This window comes from Pontibacter qinzhouensis (assembly GCF_008017455.1).
GTDB lineage: Bacteria > Bacteroidota > Bacteroidia > Cytophagales > Hymenobacteraceae > Pontibacter > Pontibacter qinzhouensis.
In genome coordinates this window covers 1-19,678 of the sequence record NZ_VRTY01000076.1, presented here as the reverse complement: position 1 = coordinate 19,678, position 19,678 = coordinate 1, and the positions used below count along the sequence as shown (strand labels likewise).

At 47.6% G+C, this 19,678-nt stretch carries 17 protein-coding genes; 8 read left to right on the top strand and 9 right to left on the bottom strand.

Annotation, left to right across the window (positions count from 1 at the left end):
- Window positions 1-260 precede the first annotated feature (260 nt).
- Both FVR03_RS17470 and FVR03_RS17465 read right to left on the bottom strand, forming a co-directional pair.
- Window positions 261-1,679 (bottom strand): methyltransferase RsmF C-terminal domain-like protein, encoded by a 1,419-nt coding sequence (locus FVR03_RS17470; RefSeq protein ID WP_147923058.1) that lies wholly within the window; start codon window positions 1,677-1,679, stop codon window positions 261-263.
- Between the two features lie 152 nt (window positions 1,680-1,831).
- Window positions 1,832-2,242: a (deoxy)nucleoside triphosphate pyrophosphohydrolase gene (locus tag FVR03_RS17465; protein ID WP_147923057.1), complete on the bottom strand. Its 411-nt coding sequence runs from the start codon at window positions 2,240-2,242 to the stop codon at window positions 1,832-1,834.
- A gap of 281 nt (window positions 2,243-2,523) precedes the next feature.
- Between FVR03_RS17465 and FVR03_RS17460 the strand changes: the two genes are divergently transcribed.
- Window positions 2,524-3,000 carry a hypothetical protein gene (locus tag FVR03_RS17460; protein ID WP_187270202.1) on the top strand — a complete coding sequence of 159 codons (477 nt, stop codon included), beginning with the start codon at window positions 2,524-2,526 and terminating at the stop codon, window positions 2,998-3,000.
- Window positions 3,001-3,149: 149 nt separating this feature from the next.
- On the opposite strand, the gene FVR03_RS17455 is transcribed toward FVR03_RS17460, so the two are convergent.
- Genes FVR03_RS17455 through sdaAB form a run of 4 tightly spaced genes read right to left on the bottom strand, consistent with a single transcriptional unit; the run spans window position 3,150 to window position 7,698 of the window.
- The gene (locus FVR03_RS17455) at window positions 3,150-4,139 is read right to left on the bottom strand and encodes an NAD(P)H-dependent glycerol-3-phosphate dehydrogenase (RefSeq protein ID WP_147923055.1); all 990 of its coding nucleotides are present in this window, start codon (window positions 4,137-4,139) and stop codon (window positions 3,150-3,152) included.
- A 20-nt stretch (window positions 4,140-4,159) separates the two neighbouring features.
- Window positions 4,160-5,527: an efflux RND transporter periplasmic adaptor subunit gene (locus FVR03_RS17450; RefSeq protein WP_147923054.1), complete on the bottom strand. Its 1,368-nt coding sequence runs from the start codon at window positions 5,525-5,527 to the stop codon at window positions 4,160-4,162.
- Window positions 5,528-5,534: 7 nt separating this feature from the next.
- The gene (locus FVR03_RS17445) at window positions 5,535-7,001 is read right to left on the bottom strand and encodes a TolC family protein (protein WP_255474279.1); all 1,467 of its coding nucleotides are present in this window, start codon (window positions 6,999-7,001) and stop codon (window positions 5,535-5,537) included.
- A gap of 19 nt (window positions 7,002-7,020) precedes the next feature.
- Complete coding sequence (sdaAB, locus tag FVR03_RS17440; protein WP_147923052.1) at window positions 7,021-7,698, bottom strand: L-serine ammonia-lyase, iron-sulfur-dependent subunit beta; 678 nt, start codon at window positions 7,696-7,698, stop codon at window positions 7,021-7,023.
- Between the two features lie 771 nt (window positions 7,699-8,469).
- On the opposite strand from sdaAB, the gene FVR03_RS17435 reads away from it, so the two are divergent.
- From FVR03_RS17435 to FVR03_RS17425, 3 genes are all read left to right on the top strand, one after another.
- Window positions 8,470-9,435 carry a tryptophan 2,3-dioxygenase family protein gene (locus FVR03_RS17435; protein WP_147923051.1) on the top strand — a complete coding sequence of 322 codons (966 nt, stop codon included), beginning with the start codon at window positions 8,470-8,472 and terminating at the stop codon, window positions 9,433-9,435.
- Window positions 9,436-9,610: 175 nt separating this feature from the next.
- A complete protein-coding gene (locus FVR03_RS17430; protein ID WP_147923050.1) occupies window positions 9,611-11,194 on the top strand; it encodes an NAD(P)/FAD-dependent oxidoreductase in 1,584 nt (527 codons plus the stop codon).
- A gap of 330 nt (window positions 11,195-11,524) precedes the next feature.
- On the top strand, window positions 11,525-11,887 hold the full coding sequence (locus tag FVR03_RS17425; protein ID WP_147923049.1) for a CoA-binding protein: 363 nt from the start codon (window positions 11,525-11,527) through the stop codon (window positions 11,885-11,887).
- 217 nt (window positions 11,888-12,104) lie between these two features.
- Here FVR03_RS17425 and FVR03_RS17420 read toward each other — a convergent pair whose 3' ends face one another.
- A complete protein-coding gene (locus FVR03_RS17420) occupies window positions 12,105-12,938 on the bottom strand; it encodes an SDR family NAD(P)-dependent oxidoreductase (protein WP_147923048.1) in 834 nt (277 codons plus the stop codon).
- 195 nt (window positions 12,939-13,133) lie between these two features.
- On the opposite strand from FVR03_RS17420, the gene FVR03_RS17415 reads away from it, so the two are divergent.
- The 3 genes from FVR03_RS17415 to mscL all read left to right on the top strand — a co-directional run bounded on the left by FVR03_RS17415 (window position 13,134) and on the right by mscL (window position 14,739).
- Window positions 13,134-13,778 (top strand): SatD family protein, encoded by a 645-nt coding sequence (locus FVR03_RS17415; RefSeq protein ID WP_147923047.1) that lies wholly within the window; start codon window positions 13,134-13,136, stop codon window positions 13,776-13,778.
- Window positions 13,778-14,164, top strand: coding sequence for a hypothetical protein (locus FVR03_RS17410; RefSeq protein WP_147923046.1), 387 nt, complete (start codon window positions 13,778-13,780; stop codon window positions 14,162-14,164). The genes FVR03_RS17415 and FVR03_RS17410 overlap by 1 nt, the downstream gene beginning before the upstream one ends.
- A gap of 131 nt (window positions 14,165-14,295) precedes the next feature.
- On the top strand, window positions 14,296-14,739 hold the full coding sequence (mscL, locus tag FVR03_RS17405) for a large conductance mechanosensitive channel protein MscL (RefSeq protein WP_147923045.1): 444 nt from the start codon (window positions 14,296-14,298) through the stop codon (window positions 14,737-14,739).
- Between the two features lie 222 nt (window positions 14,740-14,961).
- On the opposite strand, the gene FVR03_RS17400 is transcribed toward mscL, so the two are convergent.
- Both FVR03_RS17400 and FVR03_RS17395 read right to left on the bottom strand, forming a co-directional pair.
- Window positions 14,962-17,550, bottom strand: coding sequence for an ABC transporter permease (locus FVR03_RS17400; protein ID WP_147923044.1), 2,589 nt, complete (start codon window positions 17,548-17,550; stop codon window positions 14,962-14,964).
- 267 nt (window positions 17,551-17,817) lie between these two features.
- The gene (locus FVR03_RS17395; RefSeq protein ID WP_147923043.1) at window positions 17,818-18,516 is read right to left on the bottom strand and encodes an ABC transporter ATP-binding protein; all 699 of its coding nucleotides are present in this window, start codon (window positions 18,514-18,516) and stop codon (window positions 17,818-17,820) included.
- 134 nt (window positions 18,517-18,650) lie between these two features.
- Here FVR03_RS17395 and FVR03_RS17390 point away from each other — a divergent pair, with 134 nt between their 5' ends.
- Complete coding sequence (locus FVR03_RS17390) at window positions 18,651-19,370, top strand: arylesterase (protein WP_147923042.1); 720 nt, start codon at window positions 18,651-18,653, stop codon at window positions 19,368-19,370.
- Window positions 19,371-19,678: the final 308 nt, after the last annotated feature.

Sequence of the window (19,678 nt, the reverse complement as noted above, 5' to 3'; positions counted from 1 at the left end):
ATACTTTCCGTTGAAAAAGCTTCTGAAGGGCTATTTTATTTAAATAATAGCTTTTAAATTTAGGAAGGTTGGGCAACTTCAGATAATGCATACCAGCTACATCTGTTTTTGTTGAGCAGTAGTATCTTAAACCGAAAAGGTCTTGTTTCAAAGACTTCAACATCTGATACAAGAGCTTTTTTTAAGACGCAGCTTAAAATTTTTCAGCCTCTGCACAATTAAATTATTCAAATGAAAATACCCTTCAGAAGGATTTTTACTTAAAACCGCTCCAGGTATCTGGTAAGTGAAAACAACTGTTCTTCCTCAACTACAGCGGGCAGTTCCATCCGGATGCGCCACTCCTTTGGGTAATAATTGTTCATGCGGTTGCCGATCTGCTTAGCCCAGCCAAGCGTGTAGCCCTGGTACTGCAGCAGTACCCAGTTGCTACCAGAGCCGCCTAACTGTATATCTTCTTTTCTGAGGTAGCGCAAGGCTTGCTCCAGACTTACTTCAGCAGTGTCGAATTCGTTTAACGAGAGCTGCTGCGATAGGGCCAGCTGGTGCTGAGGTTTCAGCTTCTTTCCTTTCGCTTCAGCCACCTCTGTGCCGGCTTGCAGCACATATAGGTTTTGGTACAGAGTATCTACTTCTTCAAAAAGGTTGGCCGGAATTGCTGAAATATAATCGCCGTACTGCAGCCACTCCAGCTCTTCGGTGTTCTTTAACCAACTTTCTACTAAGGCTTTTTCTTTTTTACCGGCTAAAGCCAACTTGTATTTTTTGCGTTTCCCGGAAGTGCCATTAACTGCCCCCTCACCAGACTTTTGGATAACAGCCAGGAAAAAACCCTCGCCCTGTAGCTGGTGCGGGTAAAACCGGTACCCCTGTACCCCTTGCTGCTCGCCCGGCACAATGCCCCAGCTTGCCTCCAGTTCCAGCGCCAGGCTCTTGGCTCCTTCCTGCTGTGCCAGCCACGCAATATTATCCTCGTTTTCGGCTGTGTTCCAGGTACAGGTGCTGTAAATAAGTACGCCACCAGGTTTCAATGCAGGCCACACGTCCATTAAGATGCGCTGTTGCCGCTGTGCGCAGAGCTTCACGTTCTCCTCCGACCACTCCTCCATGGCTTGTGGGTCTTTGCGGAACATGCCTTCCCCGCTGCAGGGCGCATCCACGACCATCACATCGAAAAACTCTGGTAGCTTCTGAAAATCGCGCGGATCGTTGTTTGTTACCACCACATTGCCACTGCCCCACTTGGCTATGTTTTCGGCCAGTATGGTGGCTCTGCTCCTAATCACCTCATTCGACACAAGTAAGCTTTCTGCTGATAGCAGACTGGCCAGGTGAGTAGATTTACCACCAGGCGCACCGCAGAGGTCCAGCACCCGGAGTGGCTCCGTTACATCCACCGCCTGCTTCAGGGCCTGCTCCAGGAACATAGAACTCGCCTCCTGCACATAATAGGCTCCTGCATGCAGCAGAGGGTCGAGGGTGAACAAGGGTCTTTCGGGGAGGTAATACCCTTGACTGCTCCAGGGCACGTGCGGCAAACCTAGCGGCTGCTCCAGTTTAGCCATGTTAGCCCGAATACTCACGGGTGGTGTAAGGGTCATGGCTGTTTCGAAGGCCGGAAAAGCTTCTCCGAGCTGGAGCTGCATACGTTCAGCAAAAGAAAGCGGTAGGTTCTTCATAACACGAAGATACAGCTAAATCTGCTTCTGCGGCAGCACATAAGGTTTTATTCGGAAGGCACGCTATTAGTGCCTCCTAAAACCAGCGCTGCGGTACACACTTTATCAGAAAAAAAGCAGGTAGATCAACTGCCATCCAGGCGGTGTTAAAGCTAAAGGCTAAGCTGCGTAAGCTGAAGATATTCTTCCAGAACCGGAAGGTCGGCAGGGCACCAATTGTAGTTTCTGAGCCGGCTACGCTCCGCCCATTGGTAAGCTTTGTGCTCCACCAATTGTATAGCACCGGCTTTGTAGTGGCAAATGTACGGGATCAGTTCTAAGAGTTTATCTCCTAATGCATAAGAAACAGGTGTTAACCGTTTTACCGGCAGAATGTCCAGCTGCAACTCTTCTTTTATTTCTCTGATCAGGGCTTGCTCCTCCTCTTCATCCGGCTCAAGCTTACCACCCGGAAATTCCCACAGGAGCGGCTGCGCCATGTTCTGGTTCCGTTGCGTTACCAACACCCTGTTATGCTGCTCCAAAATAGCGCAAACAACTTTAATAGAGTGTACATCTCCCATAACTTGATCTGATAAGAAACTGAAAGTAATAAAGTTGGCTTTATAGGGTGCAGAAGCAGTAAATAATTGGAGTACAACTCCTTAAAAGTTAGCAAATAAACAAATTTATTCTATCGCTACATACTAATCTATTCAATTCTAAACCTAATAATTTAAATTAACGCTGTTCTGATTTTAAATTAAATAAAAAATAGTAGTTTCAGATGAAGTAATTCGCATGTTAACGATTTTTACGGCGTGTCTTTAGATGTATGAGGATGACCCCCAACTATGTTTTTTTGGTGAGAGTAAGCTTAGCGCTTGCTTTGGCTAATTGCGTCGTAACTGGTACGCTAACGTGGTTTTTGTGGCGTCAGGAGGTGGTGGTTCCGCTTTGGGGCCAGCGGAGCATGAACAGTCATTTATTTTTGACGAGCTTTGTAATGAGCTTTTCTCTGGCGGTGGTGGCATCAAAATTAACGCAGCAGGCCTTGGTTAACCGCAAAATTCTGCCCCTGCACTGGCACCTCAAAAACCAGACAATGCTCGACAGGCTTCCTGCTGATATTTTCCATCGCTCTTTTATTATTAGCCTGATGGGTTGCTGTTATGCGTTTCTGTTGGTGTACCTGCTCAACCTGTTTACCGATAAAGAATTAGAGGTTATTAAATTCGTAAAGCTGAACATGATGTTCAGCATCTGGCTAGCTGCCGGGGCCTGTGTCTTGTCCATTTACCGCACCCTGGGCTCTCCTTATAAAAAGCAGCACCTAAAATAATACCCTTACCCTTGGATTAAAAAAGCCATTTTTGCTTCTGAAGGCCAATATCATTAGAATAATTTGCACCTTAAACAGCCCCAAAATGCCAAACAGCCTGGCTGCAACAAAACGTGCAGCCAGGCTGTTCAGGTAATTCCCTCCGGAAACTATTTTAGCTTATTTTTCAGAATTTCGAACTCCACGGCCGGCGAAATACGCTCATACAAGATATTGTACACGGCAGTTGTAATGGGCATATCGAGCTGAAAGGTTTTGTTCAATTCGTAGATGCTCTGCACCGCATAATAGCCCTCTGCCACCATGTTCATTTCCATCTGTGCTGATTTTGCAGAGTAGCCTCTGCCGATCATGTTGCCGAATGTGCGGTTGCGGCTGAACTGCGAATAGGCGGTCACGAGCAAATCTCCTAAATAGGCAGAGCCGCTAAGGGAGCGATGCATGGGCATGATGCGATGCAGAAACCGTTCTATCTCGAGCATGGCATTCGAAACCAGCACCGACTGGAAATTATCGCCATAATTTAGCCCGTGGGCAATTCCGCAGGCCAAAGCGATTATATTTTTTATAACAGCCGAATACTCAATGCCATCCAGGTCGTCGAGAGGGTTTGCCTTAACATAACGATTACGTAGCAGTTCACAAAATCGCTCTGCTGTTTCAAGGTCATGGGAGCCGATGGTGAGGTAAGATTGCTTCTCGAGGGCCACCTCTTCGGCATGGCACGGACCTGCAATAATAAGCTGGTGCGTGTTAGGCACTATGCAGTGGCGCTCCAGGTAATCTGATATCAGGATATTCTCGCCCGGAATCATGCCTTTTATAGCCGAAACCAGTACTTTCCCCTTAAAGGAGTTATCTGGCAGGAGCGAAATAACCTGTTGCACAAAGGCAGCCGGCACGGCCAGAATAACCCAGTCGGCTACTGCTACAGCTGCCTCAATGTCGTTGGTGGGCTTCACGTAGTTCAGGTCGAAGCCAACACCGCTCAGGTAACGCGGGTTGTGCTTGTACTGAATCAGATGCTGCACATCGTCGCGGTTACGCATCCACCAGTGCACCTGCGATTTATTTTCGGAAAGTATTTTTACCAAGGCTGTTGCCCAGCTTCCGCCACCTATAACTGCAATTTTTTCCAAAGCTGTTGTTTGTTATTTCCTTATTTCTCAGAGGCAATGGCAGCAGGCTTAGCAGGTGTGTTTTCGTTTTTTACGGCTACTTTAGTACCATCTTTCAGTGTTTTAGAAACAGCTCTGAATGGTCCGGAAACTATTTTCTGACCGGCCTCTAAACCACTGATAATTTCCATGTTATCGAAGTCGCTGATGCCGGTTTTAACTGGTACGGCTTTAACAGTGTTGTTGGCATCGTATACAAAAACAACCTCTTTTACTGGTTCTCTGTTCACCTGCTGGGGCTGCTCCTGCCCTTCCTCATTTTGTTCAGTACCGGCACGCTCGCGCTCATTAGAACGCGTGGTAACGGCAGACAAAGGTACAGATAAAACATTATTTTTCTGCTCTGTCAGAATTTCAACGGAGGCTGTCATGCCCGGTCGGAAAGGCCGCGTGGTTTTGGAGGCGATATGGGTATAGGAATCGTTGAGCAGGCGAATTCGTACCTCAAACTCTGTAACAGCCTCTAAAGAAGCGCCTTCGTTGGCCGAATTAGCAATGGCAGTGACGATGCCTTTAAACTTTTCGTCTTTGCTGGCATAGGAGTCTACTTCCACAATAACCGAATCGCTTAAACCTACCCGTATAATGTCGTTCTCGTTCACGTTTACCCGCACTTCCATATTGTTCAGGTTGGCGATGCGCATAATTTCCGTGCCGGCCATCTGCGAGGTTCCTACTACACGCTCTCCCCGCTCTACATTCAGCTTTGAAACAGTGCCGCTTACAGGAGCATAAATAGTAGTCTTGTTCAGGTTTTCGCGGGCATCTTTAAGTGAGGCCAAAGCGTTTTGCACACTAAAATCTGCTGCGCGCACACTTTGCTCCAGTCCGGCAATCTCCTGCTGCCCCGACTCGTAGGTAGCCTGTATCTGCTGAAACTCTGCCTCCGATATTACCTTTTGCTGGTAAAGCTGCTTATTACGGTCGTAATTCTGCACAACCTGCACCTGGTTGGCACGCGCTTGCTGCAAACGGGCTTTGGTCTGGGCCAGGTTCGCGCGTGCCTGGTTCACGCCAGCCTGTTGCGCATCCACCATCGACTGGTAGTTATCGGGGCGGATACGCAGCAGCAGCATGCCTTTTACCACCGAGTCGCCTTCTTCAACATTCAGTTCTATAATTTCTCCGGATACATCGGGGCTTATTTTTACTTCCGACTCCGGCTGTATTTTACCGGAAGCACTTACTTTCTCAATTATCGTGGTCCGTTTCACCTCCGACAGCACTACCTCCTCGTTTTCTTCTTTCCCGATCCAGCCGGCCTTTTTGGCCACCAGTGCTCCAACTAAAAGGAAAAGAGCTACTCCTATAAGCGTGTAAAGTAGTTTGTTTGAGTTACGTTTTGCCATGGTTTTATTACAAGGTTAGGGGTTTGCCCTGGTAAAAATCAAGTATTTTGACTTTGAAGGTGTATTCGTATTTAGCCTGTATCAGGCTTGATTGTGCAGACCTGTAAGTGTTGGCTATCACGTTAAAATCAACTGTGTTGATCACGCCACTGTTCAGCCTTAACTCCGCATTCCGGAAGTTCTTCTCCGATGCCAGCACCTGCTGCTTGGCTGCCGCATACCTGCGCTGCGATGCCACTGCATCGAGGTAGGCCTGTTCTATGGTTTGGCGCAGGTTGTTACGGGCAATATCGGCTGCCACCCGGGCATTCTCCTGCGACAGCTTGGCCCGCTCCACATTATTGCGGACCTGGAAACCGTTAAATATAGGAATTTGAATACTAATACCCGCTTGTCGGTTAATATTATCTTTTAACTGATCGAAAAGCGGATAATCGCCATAAACAGGCAGGTAAGAGGTGCTCGGCACAAATACGGTTCTGATGAGGTTACTACCTGCTACGTCTTCAAAGTAACTTTGCTGCAGATAGCCGTTAAAGGTTTCTTCACGGCCGAACAAAAACTGGCTCGCACTGGAGTACCGGCTACCTACTCCACCAAAAAGGTTAATGCGCGGATAGAAACCACCTTTAGCCACATCCAAGCCTTTTGCGGCTCCTTGCAGGCGAAGGTTAGCTGCTTTTATTGCTGGCAAAATTTGAACGGCTGCATCGTAAACCTGGTCGCCATTTACAATGATGGGCTCCTGGTCCGGCTCCGGTATTTGCGGTATCAGCACTTCAAAACTTTCGGTGGTCGGAATGTTCAGGAGCTGCATGAGCGTGAGCCTGGCCACATCGCGCTGGTTCTGTGCCGTAATCAGGTTGAGCTCATCGGTTGCCAGCTGAGACTCCAGGTCCAGCACTGCGTTTTCGGCTACGCTGCCTGCTTTAAACAACACACCGGTTCTGTTTAACTGCTCCTGCGTAAGCGTTCGCTGCAGCTGCGAGGTATTAATGAGCTCATTGGCGAACAGGATGTTCAGGTAAGCAGTTACAATCTGAATAGTAATATCGTTCTGTACCGATAGATTTTCCTGCTCGCTGGCCTGCAGCAGCAGTTGGTTCTGTTTAATGGTGTTTAATTGCTGAAAACCTGCAAAAAGCGGCACATTGGCATTTAAAGAGACGTTACCTGTTTGCGCACTTTGGGTTAGCAACTGGAACGTTACAGGGTCCTGAAACGAACCGGCATTTATGCTGTAGCTGGTGTTGCCGTTTATGGTCGGCACACGGTTTAACTGCGATTGCTTCAGGTCTAGTCTGCTCAAATCGCGGCTTAAGGCGTTCTGTTTTACCTGCAGGTTATTGGTAATGGCATACTCTATGGCTTCCTGCAGTGTCCAGGGGCCGGTTTTACCAGATTGTGTTTGTGCTTGTCCGGCAGTGGCACCGCACAGCATCAGCCCCAGCACGAGCAATAATTTCTTAGACATTTTTTTCACAGGTATCAGATTAGAGGTCGATATTCGGAATGTAAATAATTTGTTTCACCCAGCTCAGTTGCCGTAAATAATCGAGTGTAATGGGTTTTATGCCAGAATCCATTTCTATAAAATGCCGTGCTAACTCATGTTTTCCTTTTCTTGATACACTCATAGTGGCAATGTTGCAGTCGTCGTGTGCAATAACAGAGGCAATAAAGGCAATGCTTCCTTTCACATCGTCTGCATCTATAATAAGGGTGTGCTGGTTAGCAGAGAAGTTTGAAGAAAAGCCATCTACTTCCACAATCCTGATGACGCCGCCACCCCGGCTCTGCCCGATCACCTCTACTTCTCTGCCTCCGTGCTTCAGGTTTAGTTTGAGTGTGTTGGGGTGCATAGCGGAGGCATTTCCTATCGATTTGAACTTGTAATGCAGGCCTTTAGCCGCAGCATGCTCAAATGCTTCTTTTATGCGCGTATCATCGGTTTTAAAATCAAGCAAACCGGCCACAATAGCCTTGTCGCTACCATGCCCCTCGTAGGTGCGGGCAAAGGAGTTATAGAAGGTAATAACAGCTTCTTCGGGGGCAGCTCCCAATATGCGAATGGCTGCCCTTGCGATACGCACCACTCCTGCCGTATGGGAACTGGAGGGGCCAATCATCACGGGCCCTATCATGTCAAAAATGCTGCTTTTATCAGCCATTAGAACACACTTATTGAAATATAGGAAAATCAAATTTAACAATTCTGCTGTTACATTAGCAAAATATCTACAAAAGGAGCTGCTTAACTATACCAATCAGCATAATTCTTCTATGAACAGGCAATCACACTCCACAAATACCATGTTCTGGAGCGTCTCAGCATTAAAATTCCTCATAAAATACACCTCTAGGATAGGGCAGCTTCTGCAGCACCGCCAAAACTGAAGCACTGCGTTAAACAGCACACAAGGCTTTTTTCATACTGCTGGAGTTGAAAATTTTACCATGGAATGCTGAAAGGTTTTGCCACTCTTTAATAATAGCTCCTCAATTTCAGGCTATCTCCTGTTTCGCCGGTGTAGTACCCTTGACTAATTTCAAGATAAAAACCTTCTGAAGGCTAATTTCATTTGAATAATTTACAGAATCTGATCAGGCATTACAGGAACTGCACCTCCTGTTCGTGCTGGTGGCACTTAATGGGTAAATAAGCTTTGTTCAGCGGATTCCACTTTTGGTTGCCGCCTCATCTGGCACACTTCTCCTTAACCTGTTGTTATAGCTTTGTAGCTCACAAGTTATAAAAATATTTGACTCCGTAAAAAGCAGATGCAAAGGCCGGTGACGCGGTTGCCTGGTCTTAAAATAAATTAATTACTGGTTCATCTGCGGCAGCTCAGGCAGTTATTCTGGGCTCCTATGTTTCACAAAGCCTCAGAATTATTTACTTTGCGCTGTTTTTGCAGCTTAACCTAAAATTATCTAGTAAAATGGAGCATGCGTACCCCCAGGAAGTTTGGGACCAGATAAAACGTCTGGAACAAAAATATGTGCCCCTTGGGCAGGATCTGGCAGCTTACCTGGAAGGCCTTTATCACACCGATTTCCTGAACTACTGGGACTACATTCACCTGGATGCGCTGTTAAGCCTGCAAATACCACGCACGACCATTCCTGATGAAAAGATTTTTATCATTTACCACCAGATAACCGAGCTTTACTTTAAACTGTGCCTGGAGGAGTTCCGGCAGATTGGTGAAGACACAGCTATGTCGGCAGAGATGCTGCTCAAGCGCATACGCCGCATTAACCGCTATTTCGAAAACCTGATCGATTCTTTTGATGTGATGGTAGACGGCATGGACCCGAAGCAGTTCCTGCAGTTCAGAATGGCCCTGATGCCAGCCAGCGGATTTCAGTCGGTGCAGTACCGCATGATCGAAATTGCCTCGACCGACCTGCACAACCTCACCGATAAGGAAAAACGCAAAACGCTGGGCCAGCACACTACCCACGAAGAATTGATGGGCTGCATCTACTGGAAAGAAGGTGCCACCGAAGTATCTTCTGGTGCCAAGACACTTACACTGCTTCGCTTCGAGGAAAAATACACCGAGCAACTGGTGCATTTCGCCAGGAACTACGAGCAGAAAAATGTGTGGTCGGTATATAAACGCTTACCGGAAACAGACCAGCAAAACCCTAAACTCATACGGCAGCTGCGCGAACTCGACAGCAATGTAAACGTGAACTGGCCGCTGATGCACTATAAATCTGCTGTTCGTTACCTGCAGCGCGACCCAGAGATTATTGCCGCCACCGGCGGTACCAACTGGCAGAAATACCTGCCTCCCAAGTTCCAGAAACGCATTTTTTACCCCGAACTCTGGAACCAGCAGGAGCTGGAAGACTGGGGCAAAGGCTGGGTAGAAAAAGTGCTGAACGGTGATGTGTAAGGTGCTGTTTGGTTAATATGCTGATGAGTTAATTTAAGGGTAGTAACGCAACTTAAAACCCGGGCCAGCTGTTTTGATCTGAAAATTCTTAAGACCACAAAAAATCAGACTACAAATAACCTAAAATCTGGCCATCTAGAAAATAGTTTAAGGTTAACTACCTTACCTACTGTACATGAGAAAAAAAGAAATTGAAGTAGTGGTAAGCCCTGAAGTGGCTTACGACAAGGTGCTGCTCGAAACAGAGCTGTTGAAACACGCCCAGGTGCAGCCGCACGATGTTAAGTTTATTCACCGGATTAAGCGCTCCATTGATGCCCGTGGCCGCGAAGTGGCACTCCGGATACGGGCCGATGTTTACCTCGATACTCCTCCTGCCGATGTGCTTGGTTCAGCACCCATTGCTTACCCTGATGTCTCGCATGCAACACCTGTTATTATTGTTGGTGCCGGACCAGCCGGACTTTTTGCTGCCCTACGATGCCTGGAGCTTGGCCTGAAGCCTGTGGTGCTGGAGCGAGGCAAAGATGTGCGGAGCCGCAGGCGCGACCTGGCTGCCATTAACAAAGAACATCTGGTAAACCCTGATTCAAATTATTGTTTCGGTGAAGGCGGTGCAGGCACTTACTCTGATGGCAAACTTTACACCCGTTCTAAAAAGCGCGGCGATGTGCAGCGTATTCTGCAACTGCTGGTGCAACACGGAGCCACCCCCGATATTTTGTTCGACGCTCACCCGCACATCGGCACCAACAAGCTACCGGCCGTTATCTCCAATATTCGGGAGGCTATTCTGGGTGCAGGCGGTCAAGTGCTTTTCGATCAGCGGGTAACCGATTTCATAGTGGAGCAGGGCCAGATGAAAGGAGTCGTGACGCAGGATGGGCAGGAGCATATTGGAGAAGCTGTTATTCTGGCCACCGGCCACAGCGCACGCGACATTTTTGAGCTGCTGCACCACCGTGGTATTTTAATTGAAGCCAAACCTTTTGCCATGGGCGTGCGGGTAGAGCACCAGCAAAGGCTTATCGATTCTATTCAGTATAAGTGCGAAGACCGCGGTTGCTACTTACCCGCCTCCTCGTACGCCCTGGTGCACCAGACGGTATATAACAACAGGCAACGCGGCATTTTCTCGTTCTGCATGTGCCCTGGCGGCTTTATTGTACCCTCTGCCACGGCTCCCGGCGAGGTGGTGGTTAATGGCATGTCGCCCAGCCGCCGCGATTCCCGTTTTGCCAACTCCGGCATAGTGGTGGCCATTGAACTGGAAGACATGGATCTGCAGCAGTACGGGCCTCTGGCTGGCCTTAAAATGCAGCAAAGCCTTGAGCAAAAAGCTTGTGCCATGGCTGGAGGCACCCAGGCTGCTCCTGCTCAACTCCTGCTCGATTTCACCAAAAAGAAAACAGGAGGCGCCTTGCTCGACACATCCTATCAACCCGGCCTAACGCCCGTCGATATAAATGCTCTTTTCTCGCCTGACATGGCGTACCGCCTGCGCGAAGGCTTTAAAGCATTTGGCGGAAAAATGCGCGGCTACCTATCGAACGATGCCCAGATTATCGGGGTTGAAAGCCGCACGTCCTCTCCTGTTCGTGTTCCACGCGATAAAGCTACCCTGGAGCATGTTCAGATCAAGAACCTGTATCCTTGTGGCGAGGGAGCCGGTTATGCAGGCGGCATCGTGTCTGCCGCTATGGACGGAGAACGTTGCGCCGAGATGATAGCCGCTAAAGTAAAGCGTGTAATCGCTTAGTTATTCAGATGGAAATGGTCTTCTCTAGCTTTTTAAGAACCTTTATTAACCTTTTGGCAATTAGCGGCCACAGCTAATAACAATTATTCGAATGAAATAAGCCTCCAAAAGCTTTTTTGTGAAAAAACCCTCAAGGGTGAACTTAGCCTTGTGCTCCTATTTTCTTTAAAAGCCTGATTGTGTTTCGGCAAAAAGGCTTAAATTACGACTGCCATGTTACCAGTACATAGGAGGCTGAACAACAGGAACCTGTGCAAAAAAATAACAAATGTGCTAAAGTTGCAGTTTAATTAGGAAGATAATTTAGTAGAGACCTTGAAATAACTCGATATGAAAAAGACATTGGTTTTAGGCGCTACCGACAATCCGACACGTTTCGCCTACAGAGCAGTACAGAGGCTACAGCAGCATGGGCATACGGTAGTGCCGGTGGGCATCCGGAAAGGTGAAGTCGGCGGGCATCCTATTATAACGGACAAACAGCAGGTAATTGAAGACGTTGACACTGTTACCCTTTATGTCGGTCCGCAAAACCAGACATCATGGTACGACTATATTTTATCGCTGAAGCCAAAGCGCATTATCTTTAACCCAGGCACCGAGAACAGGGAACTTGAAAAAATGGCTCAGGAAGCAAACATCGAAACGCTTCACGACTGCACCCTGGTTATGCTGGCAACAAATAGTTATTAATTTTTTCTGAAATACTGAAACCTGCCTTTCTGGAGGCCGTAAAATACTCTATAAACAAGAGAAAGCAGATGGCATTGTTGTCTATGTTTTTTCAAGAAGAAGGGATCTTTAAACGGGATCCCTTCTTTATTTTTACAGGTTTTTAAACAGCTTAAAAAGCGGCAGCGGCTGCAGAAACTAATCTGCAGCCGCTGCCGCTTTTCTTTTTAAATAAATTCTACAGCGAGCTGTGGTACTGGGTTTCTTTTTCAGCCTCTTCTTCCATTTGGTAGCGCATAGTGGAGGCCAGCGCCGTATCAGGTAGTAAGTTAGAGGTAGCTGCCTGTACTTTGTTCATCAGGCCCGATACAATTTTCACTTCCCCTTTCATCAGGGCAGCATACCCATCCTTGGCTACAACATCCGGCTCCGATAGCGGCCCATTGGCGGCACGTGTATTTTCGGCCTGGGCACGTTTAAAGAAGTAGGTATTGCTGGCACCAGGGCAAAGAGCCGTAACAGTTATGTTCGTATCCTTTAGTTCGTTGCTCAGGGCCTCTGAAAACGAAAGTACAAACGCTTTCGTTGCAGCATAAACAGCCATGAGCGGAGCTGGCATCAGCGAAACTATAGAGGCTACGTTCAGGATCTTGCCTTCGTTTCGGGCTTTCATATCGCGCAGAAAGAGCTTTGTTAGTTTCATAACAGCTGTTATGTTCAACTGTATAATCTCTTCTTCTTTGTCTAAGTCAGTTTCATGAAAAAACCCGTGTAGCCCAACACCGGCATTGTTCACCAGCACATCTACCTGCACCCCAATCCGCTTCAGCTCATCATATATATCTTGTGGTGCATCAGGTTCTGTTAAGTCTGAGGTTATAATGCAAACTTTCTCGAGGCTGTACTCATCCTGCAGGCTGTAGCCCAGGTCCTTCATCCGGTCTTCGGTGCGTGCCACCAGCACAAGATTAAATCCGTCTTTGGCAAAAAGTTTGGCAAACTCCATTCCGAATCCATTTGAGGCTCCTGTTATAAGGGCTGTTTTTCCTTGCCCGATTCTGTTCTTTTTCATGTTTACTTTATTAAGTTTAGCTTTTCATGTGCAGCAGCAGGTATTGCCTTTGCTTACACGCTTGCTTTTTACCTTTTTGAGGTAGTATAGGTTATTATGTATATCCAAAACAAAAGCTTTATTGAATTTCACTATATTTGAAACCATATTGCTTATTTCACATATAATGAAATAGTACACAATGTTTCTCTACCCATGAAATCCAATTCAAAGAATTACTACATTCTGATGGCCGACATTATCGGCAGCAGCAGGCAGCCCGGCGGCAAACTGATGGAGGCTTTTAAAGCAGTGGTAGAAGAAGTAAATAAAAAATGTCATTACCAGTTGCTGTCTCCGCTCACCATAACGCTGGGCGATGAGTTTCAGGGAGTAGTAGCAGATTTAGCGGCCGGGCTGCAAGTAATGGTTGCGTTAGAAGAACTTATTGTACTCCATAACAAGCCGTTCAGCTTACGCTATGTTATTAATTATGGCCCCATAGACACCCCTGTAAACACAGCAAAAGCGCATGCTATGCTGGGCAACGGACTGACGCAGGCACGCGAAATGCTGGAACAGGTAAAGAAAGACAAAGGAAACCGCTACAAACTGGAACCAGGTAACACGCAGCAGCATAAGATGCTGGAGCGGGCTCTGCTTTTATACCAGTCGCTGGTAGATGCCTGGAAACCAGCAGACAGCCTCCTGATCAGTACATTTTTGCAAAACCCGGATTACAAAGTGGTGGCCGGGAAGCTGGGTAAAGTGCGCTCCCTGATGTGGAAACGCGAGAAAAGCCTAAAAATAAAAGAGTATATTGCTGCCCGCGAACTGTTACACCTTATTGCCGCTGCCTGATGAAGTATATCTTATTTGCTGCTATTTACCTGCTAGGCGAAACGATAGGGTATTTTATGTTTAAGTTTATCAGGAGACGCTTTGAGAAAAAGGAACCAGAGCAGAACAACCGCGAAAAAAGGAGAAACAAATACAACACCATCGCAAAAGGCTTACTCGAAAGGTTTTTCATTTACATCAGCCTGGCTAATGGCCTGCCACACGTGCTCACACTGCTCGGAGCCTTAAAAATTGGTACCCGCCTCAATACCGAGAAGCAGCATGCTATATCAAACGATTATTTCCTGATCGGGAATCTGGTTTCTATACTGCTGGCGCTGCTCTATTTCTTTGTGTACGATAAATTAATTCCGTATCTCTACCTGATACAAGAAGCATACAACTGACCGGTAAAAGATGAGAAGAAGAGCAGGTGAAAAAATATATGGGCTCACCAACTTTAAATAGGGCTTATTTTCATTATATTACTGCTATATACCAACATCCGGATTCATTTAAACCTAAAAATAAGCACACTATGGGATTGATTAAAGAGTTCAAGGAATTTGCCATGCGTGGCAACGTCATGGATCTTGCCGTCGGTATTATTATCGGCACGGCCTTTAGCGGAATTGTAAACTCCGTAGTAAATGACCTGATAATGCCATTGGTAGGTAAAATAATAGGCGATGTCGACTTTTCGAACCTTTACGTTCCGTTATCAGACAATATACCGACAGGGCTGGCACTGGAAGAAGCTAAAAAGCTAGGCGCTATATTTGCCTGGGGTAATTTTATTACGGTACTGATCAACTTCATCATTCTGGCCTTTATCATTTTCATGATCATAAAAGGCATGAACAGCCTGAAGCGAAAGAAAGTAGAAGCACCCGCTGTTCCGCCTGCCCCAACAAAAGAAGAAGTGCTGCTAACCGAAATGCGGGACGCCCTGCGACAAATCGCTTCTAAAAATACGATATAAATAAAAAAGCCTCTCCGATAGCAAAAACGGAGAGGCTTTTTTATTGCCTGTCGCAGATGACACCAAGCCTGACAAGTAGTTAAATAAAAGGGACCTGCCCTTGGATCAAAAAAGGCAAAATTCCTTTTGAAGGCCCTTTTCCTTTGAATAATTTATAAAGAACAGAGCAGTAGAAGAATCTAATTAAAGATAAAAGGTAGATGTTCTAAAAAGTTCTACTGCTTACGCCTCCCGCCGGAGTACCTCCAGTGGCGGACGATTTAGTATACCACGGCTGTTCAAAAGCCCTACAGCAAGTGTCAGGATGGCAACCAGCATAAAGATGACTACCAGCGGCCACACCACCGGCACAAACTCCACCTCAAAGCTAAACACACTAAGCGCCCACGAGGCTCCAAAAGCAATAGCGCAACCTATAAAGGCGGCAAGCGCACCAAGCAATAAATACTCAAGTGCTGTAATAGCAAAAATCTGACCTCTGCTGGCACCTAAAGTCCGTAACAGCACACTCTCCTGCACCCGCTGAAACTTGCTGACGTTGACAGAACCTACCAGCACCAGCAAACCGGTAAAGATGCTGAACAAGGCCATAAACTGAATTACAAAAGAAATCTGGCTAACCACCTCGTCGAGTGTCTGTAGTATAAGATCGAGCCCGATGGTGGAGATATTCGGATATTCCTCTACCACCTTCCGCTGAAACCTGGCCGCCTGTTGCTCATCGCTGCTCCGGGTCATGAGCACATGAAACTGCGGTGCCTGCTCCAGCACTCCCTCCGGAAAAACTACCAGGAAATTGCTTTGCACCCGGTTCCAGTCTACCCGCCGCAAATGGCTTACTTTGGTGGCTATGGGTGCTCCCTGCACATTAAATATTAACGTGTCTCCTAATGTCACCTTCATACGCTCCGCATACCGGTCTTCCAGCGATACTGGCACGAATTCGCCCTCAACCGACTGATTCTCCTCCCAGGTACCTTCTGTCGTTTTTTCTGCGTCAGACAGATGATTGCGGTAAGTAATTCTGTATTCACGGGTAAATACACGAGGAGAAATCTCCAGGGTGGTATCTTCTCTTACATCGCTTAAGGTTAAAGCATTAATCTTCTCGAGCCGAACCGTAACTATAGGGTCATAATGAATTATGGGTAGGCCTGCCTTTTTAGTCAGCTCCCCTATCTCGTCCCGCTGCGCATTTTGTATATCGAACAGCACCAGGTTCGGCTGCTCTTCGCTTCCGGCTATAGACAGCTCGCTCAACAAGGTACGTTGCACCATGTATAGCGTACCAATGAGTGCCGTCCCTAACCCAATCGACACCATCAGCAGGAGCGTCTGGTTATTAGGGCGGTACAGGTTCGCCAGCCCCTGCCGCCACACATAGCCCCAATTTGTAGGGAAGAACCGGCGTACTGTCCAGCTAAGGGCTTTGGCAAGCGCAGCCAGCACCAAAAAGGCAGCCACTACACCACCCGTAAAGTAAGCAGCCTGCCACCAGGTACCCAGCTGCCACCTAGAGAAGAGCAGAATAAACAGTAGAATAAGCGCGTAAACACCCCAGCGTAAAGGATCTTTCTGGCTCGTTAGGTGCTCTACATTAGCACGAAGGGTAATAAGAGGAGATACCTGCCGGATAGAGAGCAAAGGCAGCAGCGCAAATAGCACCGATACAAAAATGCCCAGCAGAACGCCCTGCAAAGCCGCTCCGAAAGAGAAGTAAGCATCTACAGTAACAGGCAGAAAAGCCTTGAACAGTTCCGGAAGCACCAGTTGCACCACACTGCCAATCACAGCGCCTATAATACCTCCTAACAAGCCCATGCCAGCCACCTGGAACAGGTACACCAGAAAAGCCTGTTTACCGCTCATGCCCAGGCAACGCAGAACGCCGATTGTTTTAAGCTTATCGCGCATATACACATGCACGGCACTGGCTACACCTACACAACCTAAAAGCAAAGCCACAAACCCTACCAATGCCAGGAAACGCGCCAGTTCGTCGTACGAGCGGCCCATGCTCTCTTTCCGGGTTTGGACGGTGTCGTAAAACATGCCGTACTCCTCCAGCCTCGGCTCCAGCTTTTTGCCTAGCGTATCTGGCTCAACGGTTCGGTCTAAGTCATAATAGTAGTAGTACGATACCCGGCTGCCACGTTGCATCAAGCCGGTTTCGGGCAGGTATTGCCGCGGAATATACACTACAGGAGCTACTGCTGCCGTCATGGCTGTTTGGCCGGGTATGCGCCTGAGTGCTCCTTCTATTAGAAAGGTCTGGTTCCCGACCCGCACCGAATCGCCGGTTTTGGCCTCGTACTGCAGCATCAGGTTATAGTCTACAAGTGCTCGCCTGCCCTCCCGAAAGGTACGACTAGCGGCTTCCGGTTCAGTTTCTATTGCACCAAAATACGGAAAGCCACCTTCCAGCGCCCGCACCTGCACCAGCCGCGTGGAGTTGCTGCTCACAAAGTAAACCATGGAGAGCAGGCGGTTCTCATCAGATCTGGCACCCAGGCCGCGAACCGAGTCTACAAGTGCAGCAGCCAGCGAATCGGGCTCTTTGTTCATGCCTATCACCATGTCAGCACCAATAAGCGACCGCGCCTGCTCATCGATGGCGCGCTGCAGACTGTCGCGGAAGGAATTGATGGCAACCAGCGCAGCTATGCCCAAAACAATAGACGACAGGAAAAGCACGAGTTTGCCTCTGCTTCGCCTGGTGTCGCGCCAGGCCATCCGGAGGAGCCAGGGTATGTTCAGTTTCGGCTTCGCCTGAAGATTTGGTATCGGTTCTGTTTCGTTTTGTTCACTCATTTTAACCAGCTAACGCTATGTCAAATTAAAAATTAGAATGCTTGGAGTAGCTGATTTACCGCAACTTTCAGAAGTTAATCTCTACTACTAATTGAAGTTGTAGCTACACGCATGTTATACTATAAATTGGTTACCAGACTTACTGCAAATAGTAATATTAGGAATAGCTTTCTAATGGCTTTGTTGAAGAAATGAGTTACATCCGCCAGAAAAGCCGGATTATAAATTCAGACAACAATTTAACCATTAAGCTTTTTATCCTACAACCTATTCTAGTTGGTTGTGGTGTACGGCCTTGTCGCTGATAACGTGCCCGCCTTTGATGCGGATGATGCGTTGGGTTTTCTCGGCCAGTTCCAGATCGTGCGTTACCACCACCAGGGTGGTTCCGGCTTCCTGGTTCAGGTCGAAGAGCAACCGCTCCACTTTCTCGCCAGTTTCTTCGTCGAGGTTGCCGGTTGGTTCATCGGCAAACAAAATGGAGGGCCTGTTCGAGAAAGCCCTTGCCAGCGATACTCTTTGCTGCTCCCCGCCAGATAGTTGCGTCGGGTAATGGTCGTGGCGTTCTGCCAGGCCTACTCTACCCAAAAGCTCCATGGCCTGCTTCTGCACATTTCGCTCCCCACGCAGCTCCAGCGGTACCATTACATTTTCTAAAGCGGTAAGTGTAGGAATAAGCTGGAAGTTCTGAAAAATAAACCCGACATATTGGTTCCGCACCTGCGCCCGTTTATCTTCAGACAAACTGTCAAGCCGGATGCCATTTAAGGTGACAGATCCTGTGCTGGCGCGGTCGAGACCGGCACAAAGTCCGAGCAGCGTGGTTTTGCCACTTCCTGAAGGGCCGACAATAGAGCACGTGTCGCCGGCCTGCAGCGAAAAAGATACGCCTTCGAGCACGGTCAGTTCACGGTCGCCGCTGTGGTATATTTTTCCGAGGTTCTGAATATCGAGTATGGTCGTCACAGATATAAAATTTATTTTGCGGCACTGGCACGACTACTGCACCAGGCATTAGCATTTATAAAACCCAATAACTGTTGAAGTTCGTTATAGGTTTTGAGATAGACACCTTTATATTTAGGAAACTTACTTTTTTTATGTTTAAAAAGATAACATTTTTAAGCTTTTGCCTTTCTGCAGGGCTTTTACTTACCGCTTGCGACAACGGCAGCACCCAACAAAACGGTCAGGTGGCTGAAGAGCAGCAAACCTCTGCCTCCGCCAGCACTCCGGCTGCTCCCTCCAGGTCTGAACGTGTTAAAACCATCCTTTTCTTTGGCAACAGCCTCACCGCTGGTTACGGTCTTGAGCCGGACCAGGCTTTTCCTTCGCTCATTCAGCAACGCATCGATTCCCTTCAGCTGCCTTACAAGGCCGTAAACGCAGGCCTGAGCGGCGAAACATCTGCAGGTGGTAAAAGTCGGATAGACTGGCTGTTGCGCCAACCCGTAGACGTTTTTGTATTAGAATTAGGTGCAAACGATGGTTTACGCGGCATCAACCCCAGCGAAACCTACAGCAACCTGGCTACCATAATAGATAAGGTGCGGGCAAAAAACCCGGAGGCCGAAGTGATATTGGCTGGCATGCAAATGCCTCCGAGTATGGGGCAGCAGTTTACAAAGGAGTTCCGCGATGTGTTTACAAGGTTGGCCAAAGAAAAAGAGGCGCTGCTCATCCCCTTTCTACTTGAAGGTGTTGCCGGCAACCGTGAGTTAAACCAAGGCGATGGCATACACCCCACGATAGAAGGCCAGAAAATTTTAGCTAAAAATGTATGGGCTGTAATAGAGCCTATTTTACAAAAGGAAAAGTAAAACACCAGCTGAAGTAAGCTATGTTTTAGCGCCAGACCCTTGGCTAATTTTGGCCGTTTTTGCTTTGGAAGGGCAATTTCATTCAAATAATTAGTCTAGTGCTTCGCCAAATTAAAAATTAGAAATATAAAATTATGATGGCGCGAGCGTCCTCGCTCGTGACGATTTTTCCGCCTCTGGCCGCTTTGAACATGCAACGCAGAGACTTGGATTTCCTAAGAACTAACTTGGAGGAGCACTAAGTACATTCAAGTTATTTTTGTCGGATGCGCCCCAATAATGGTTAATACTTTTTCTTTCATGTTGTT

What these genes read in the sequence shown, in the direction of transcription:
- FVR03_RS17470 (WP_147923058.1), bottom strand. Translation starts at nt 1,679, where the DNA reads ATGAAGAACCTACCGCTTTCTTTTGCTGAACGTATGCAGCTCCAGCTC.
- FVR03_RS17465 (WP_147923057.1), bottom strand. Translation starts at nt 2,242, where the DNA reads ATGGGAGATGTACACTCTATTAAAGTTGTTTGCGCTATTTTGGAGCAG.
- FVR03_RS17450 (WP_147923054.1), bottom strand. Translation starts at nt 5,527, where the DNA reads ATGGCAAAACGTAACTCAAACAAACTACTTTACACGCTTATAGGAGTA.
- FVR03_RS17445 (WP_255474279.1), bottom strand. Translation starts at nt 7,001, where the DNA reads ATGTCTAAGAAATTATTGCTCGTGCTGGGGCTGATGCTGTGCGGTGCC.
- sdaAB (WP_147923052.1), bottom strand. Translation starts at nt 7,698, where the DNA reads ATGGCTGATAAAAGCAGCATTTTTGACATGATAGGGCCCGTGATGATT.
- FVR03_RS17435 (WP_147923051.1), top strand. Translation starts at nt 8,470, where the DNA reads ATGGAGCATGCGTACCCCCAGGAAGTTTGGGACCAGATAAAACGTCTG.
- FVR03_RS17430 (WP_147923050.1), top strand. Translation starts at nt 9,611, where the DNA reads ATGAGAAAAAAAGAAATTGAAGTAGTGGTAAGCCCTGAAGTGGCTTAC.
- FVR03_RS17425 (WP_147923049.1), top strand. Translation starts at nt 11,525, where the DNA reads ATGAAAAAGACATTGGTTTTAGGCGCTACCGACAATCCGACACGTTTC.
- FVR03_RS17420 (WP_147923048.1), bottom strand. Translation starts at nt 12,938, where the DNA reads ATGAAAAAGAACAGAATCGGGCAAGGAAAAACAGCCCTTATAACAGGA.
- FVR03_RS17415 (WP_147923047.1), top strand. Translation starts at nt 13,134, where the DNA reads ATGAAATCCAATTCAAAGAATTACTACATTCTGATGGCCGACATTATC.
- FVR03_RS17410 (WP_147923046.1), top strand. Translation starts at nt 13,778, where the DNA reads ATGAAGTATATCTTATTTGCTGCTATTTACCTGCTAGGCGAAACGATA.
- mscL (WP_147923045.1), top strand. Translation starts at nt 14,296, where the DNA reads ATGGGATTGATTAAAGAGTTCAAGGAATTTGCCATGCGTGGCAACGTC.
- FVR03_RS17400 (WP_147923044.1), bottom strand. Translation starts at nt 17,550, where the DNA reads ATGAGTGAACAAAACGAAACAGAACCGATACCAAATCTTCAGGCGAAG.
- FVR03_RS17390 (WP_147923042.1), top strand. Translation starts at nt 18,651, where the DNA reads ATGTTTAAAAAGATAACATTTTTAAGCTTTTGCCTTTCTGCAGGGCTT.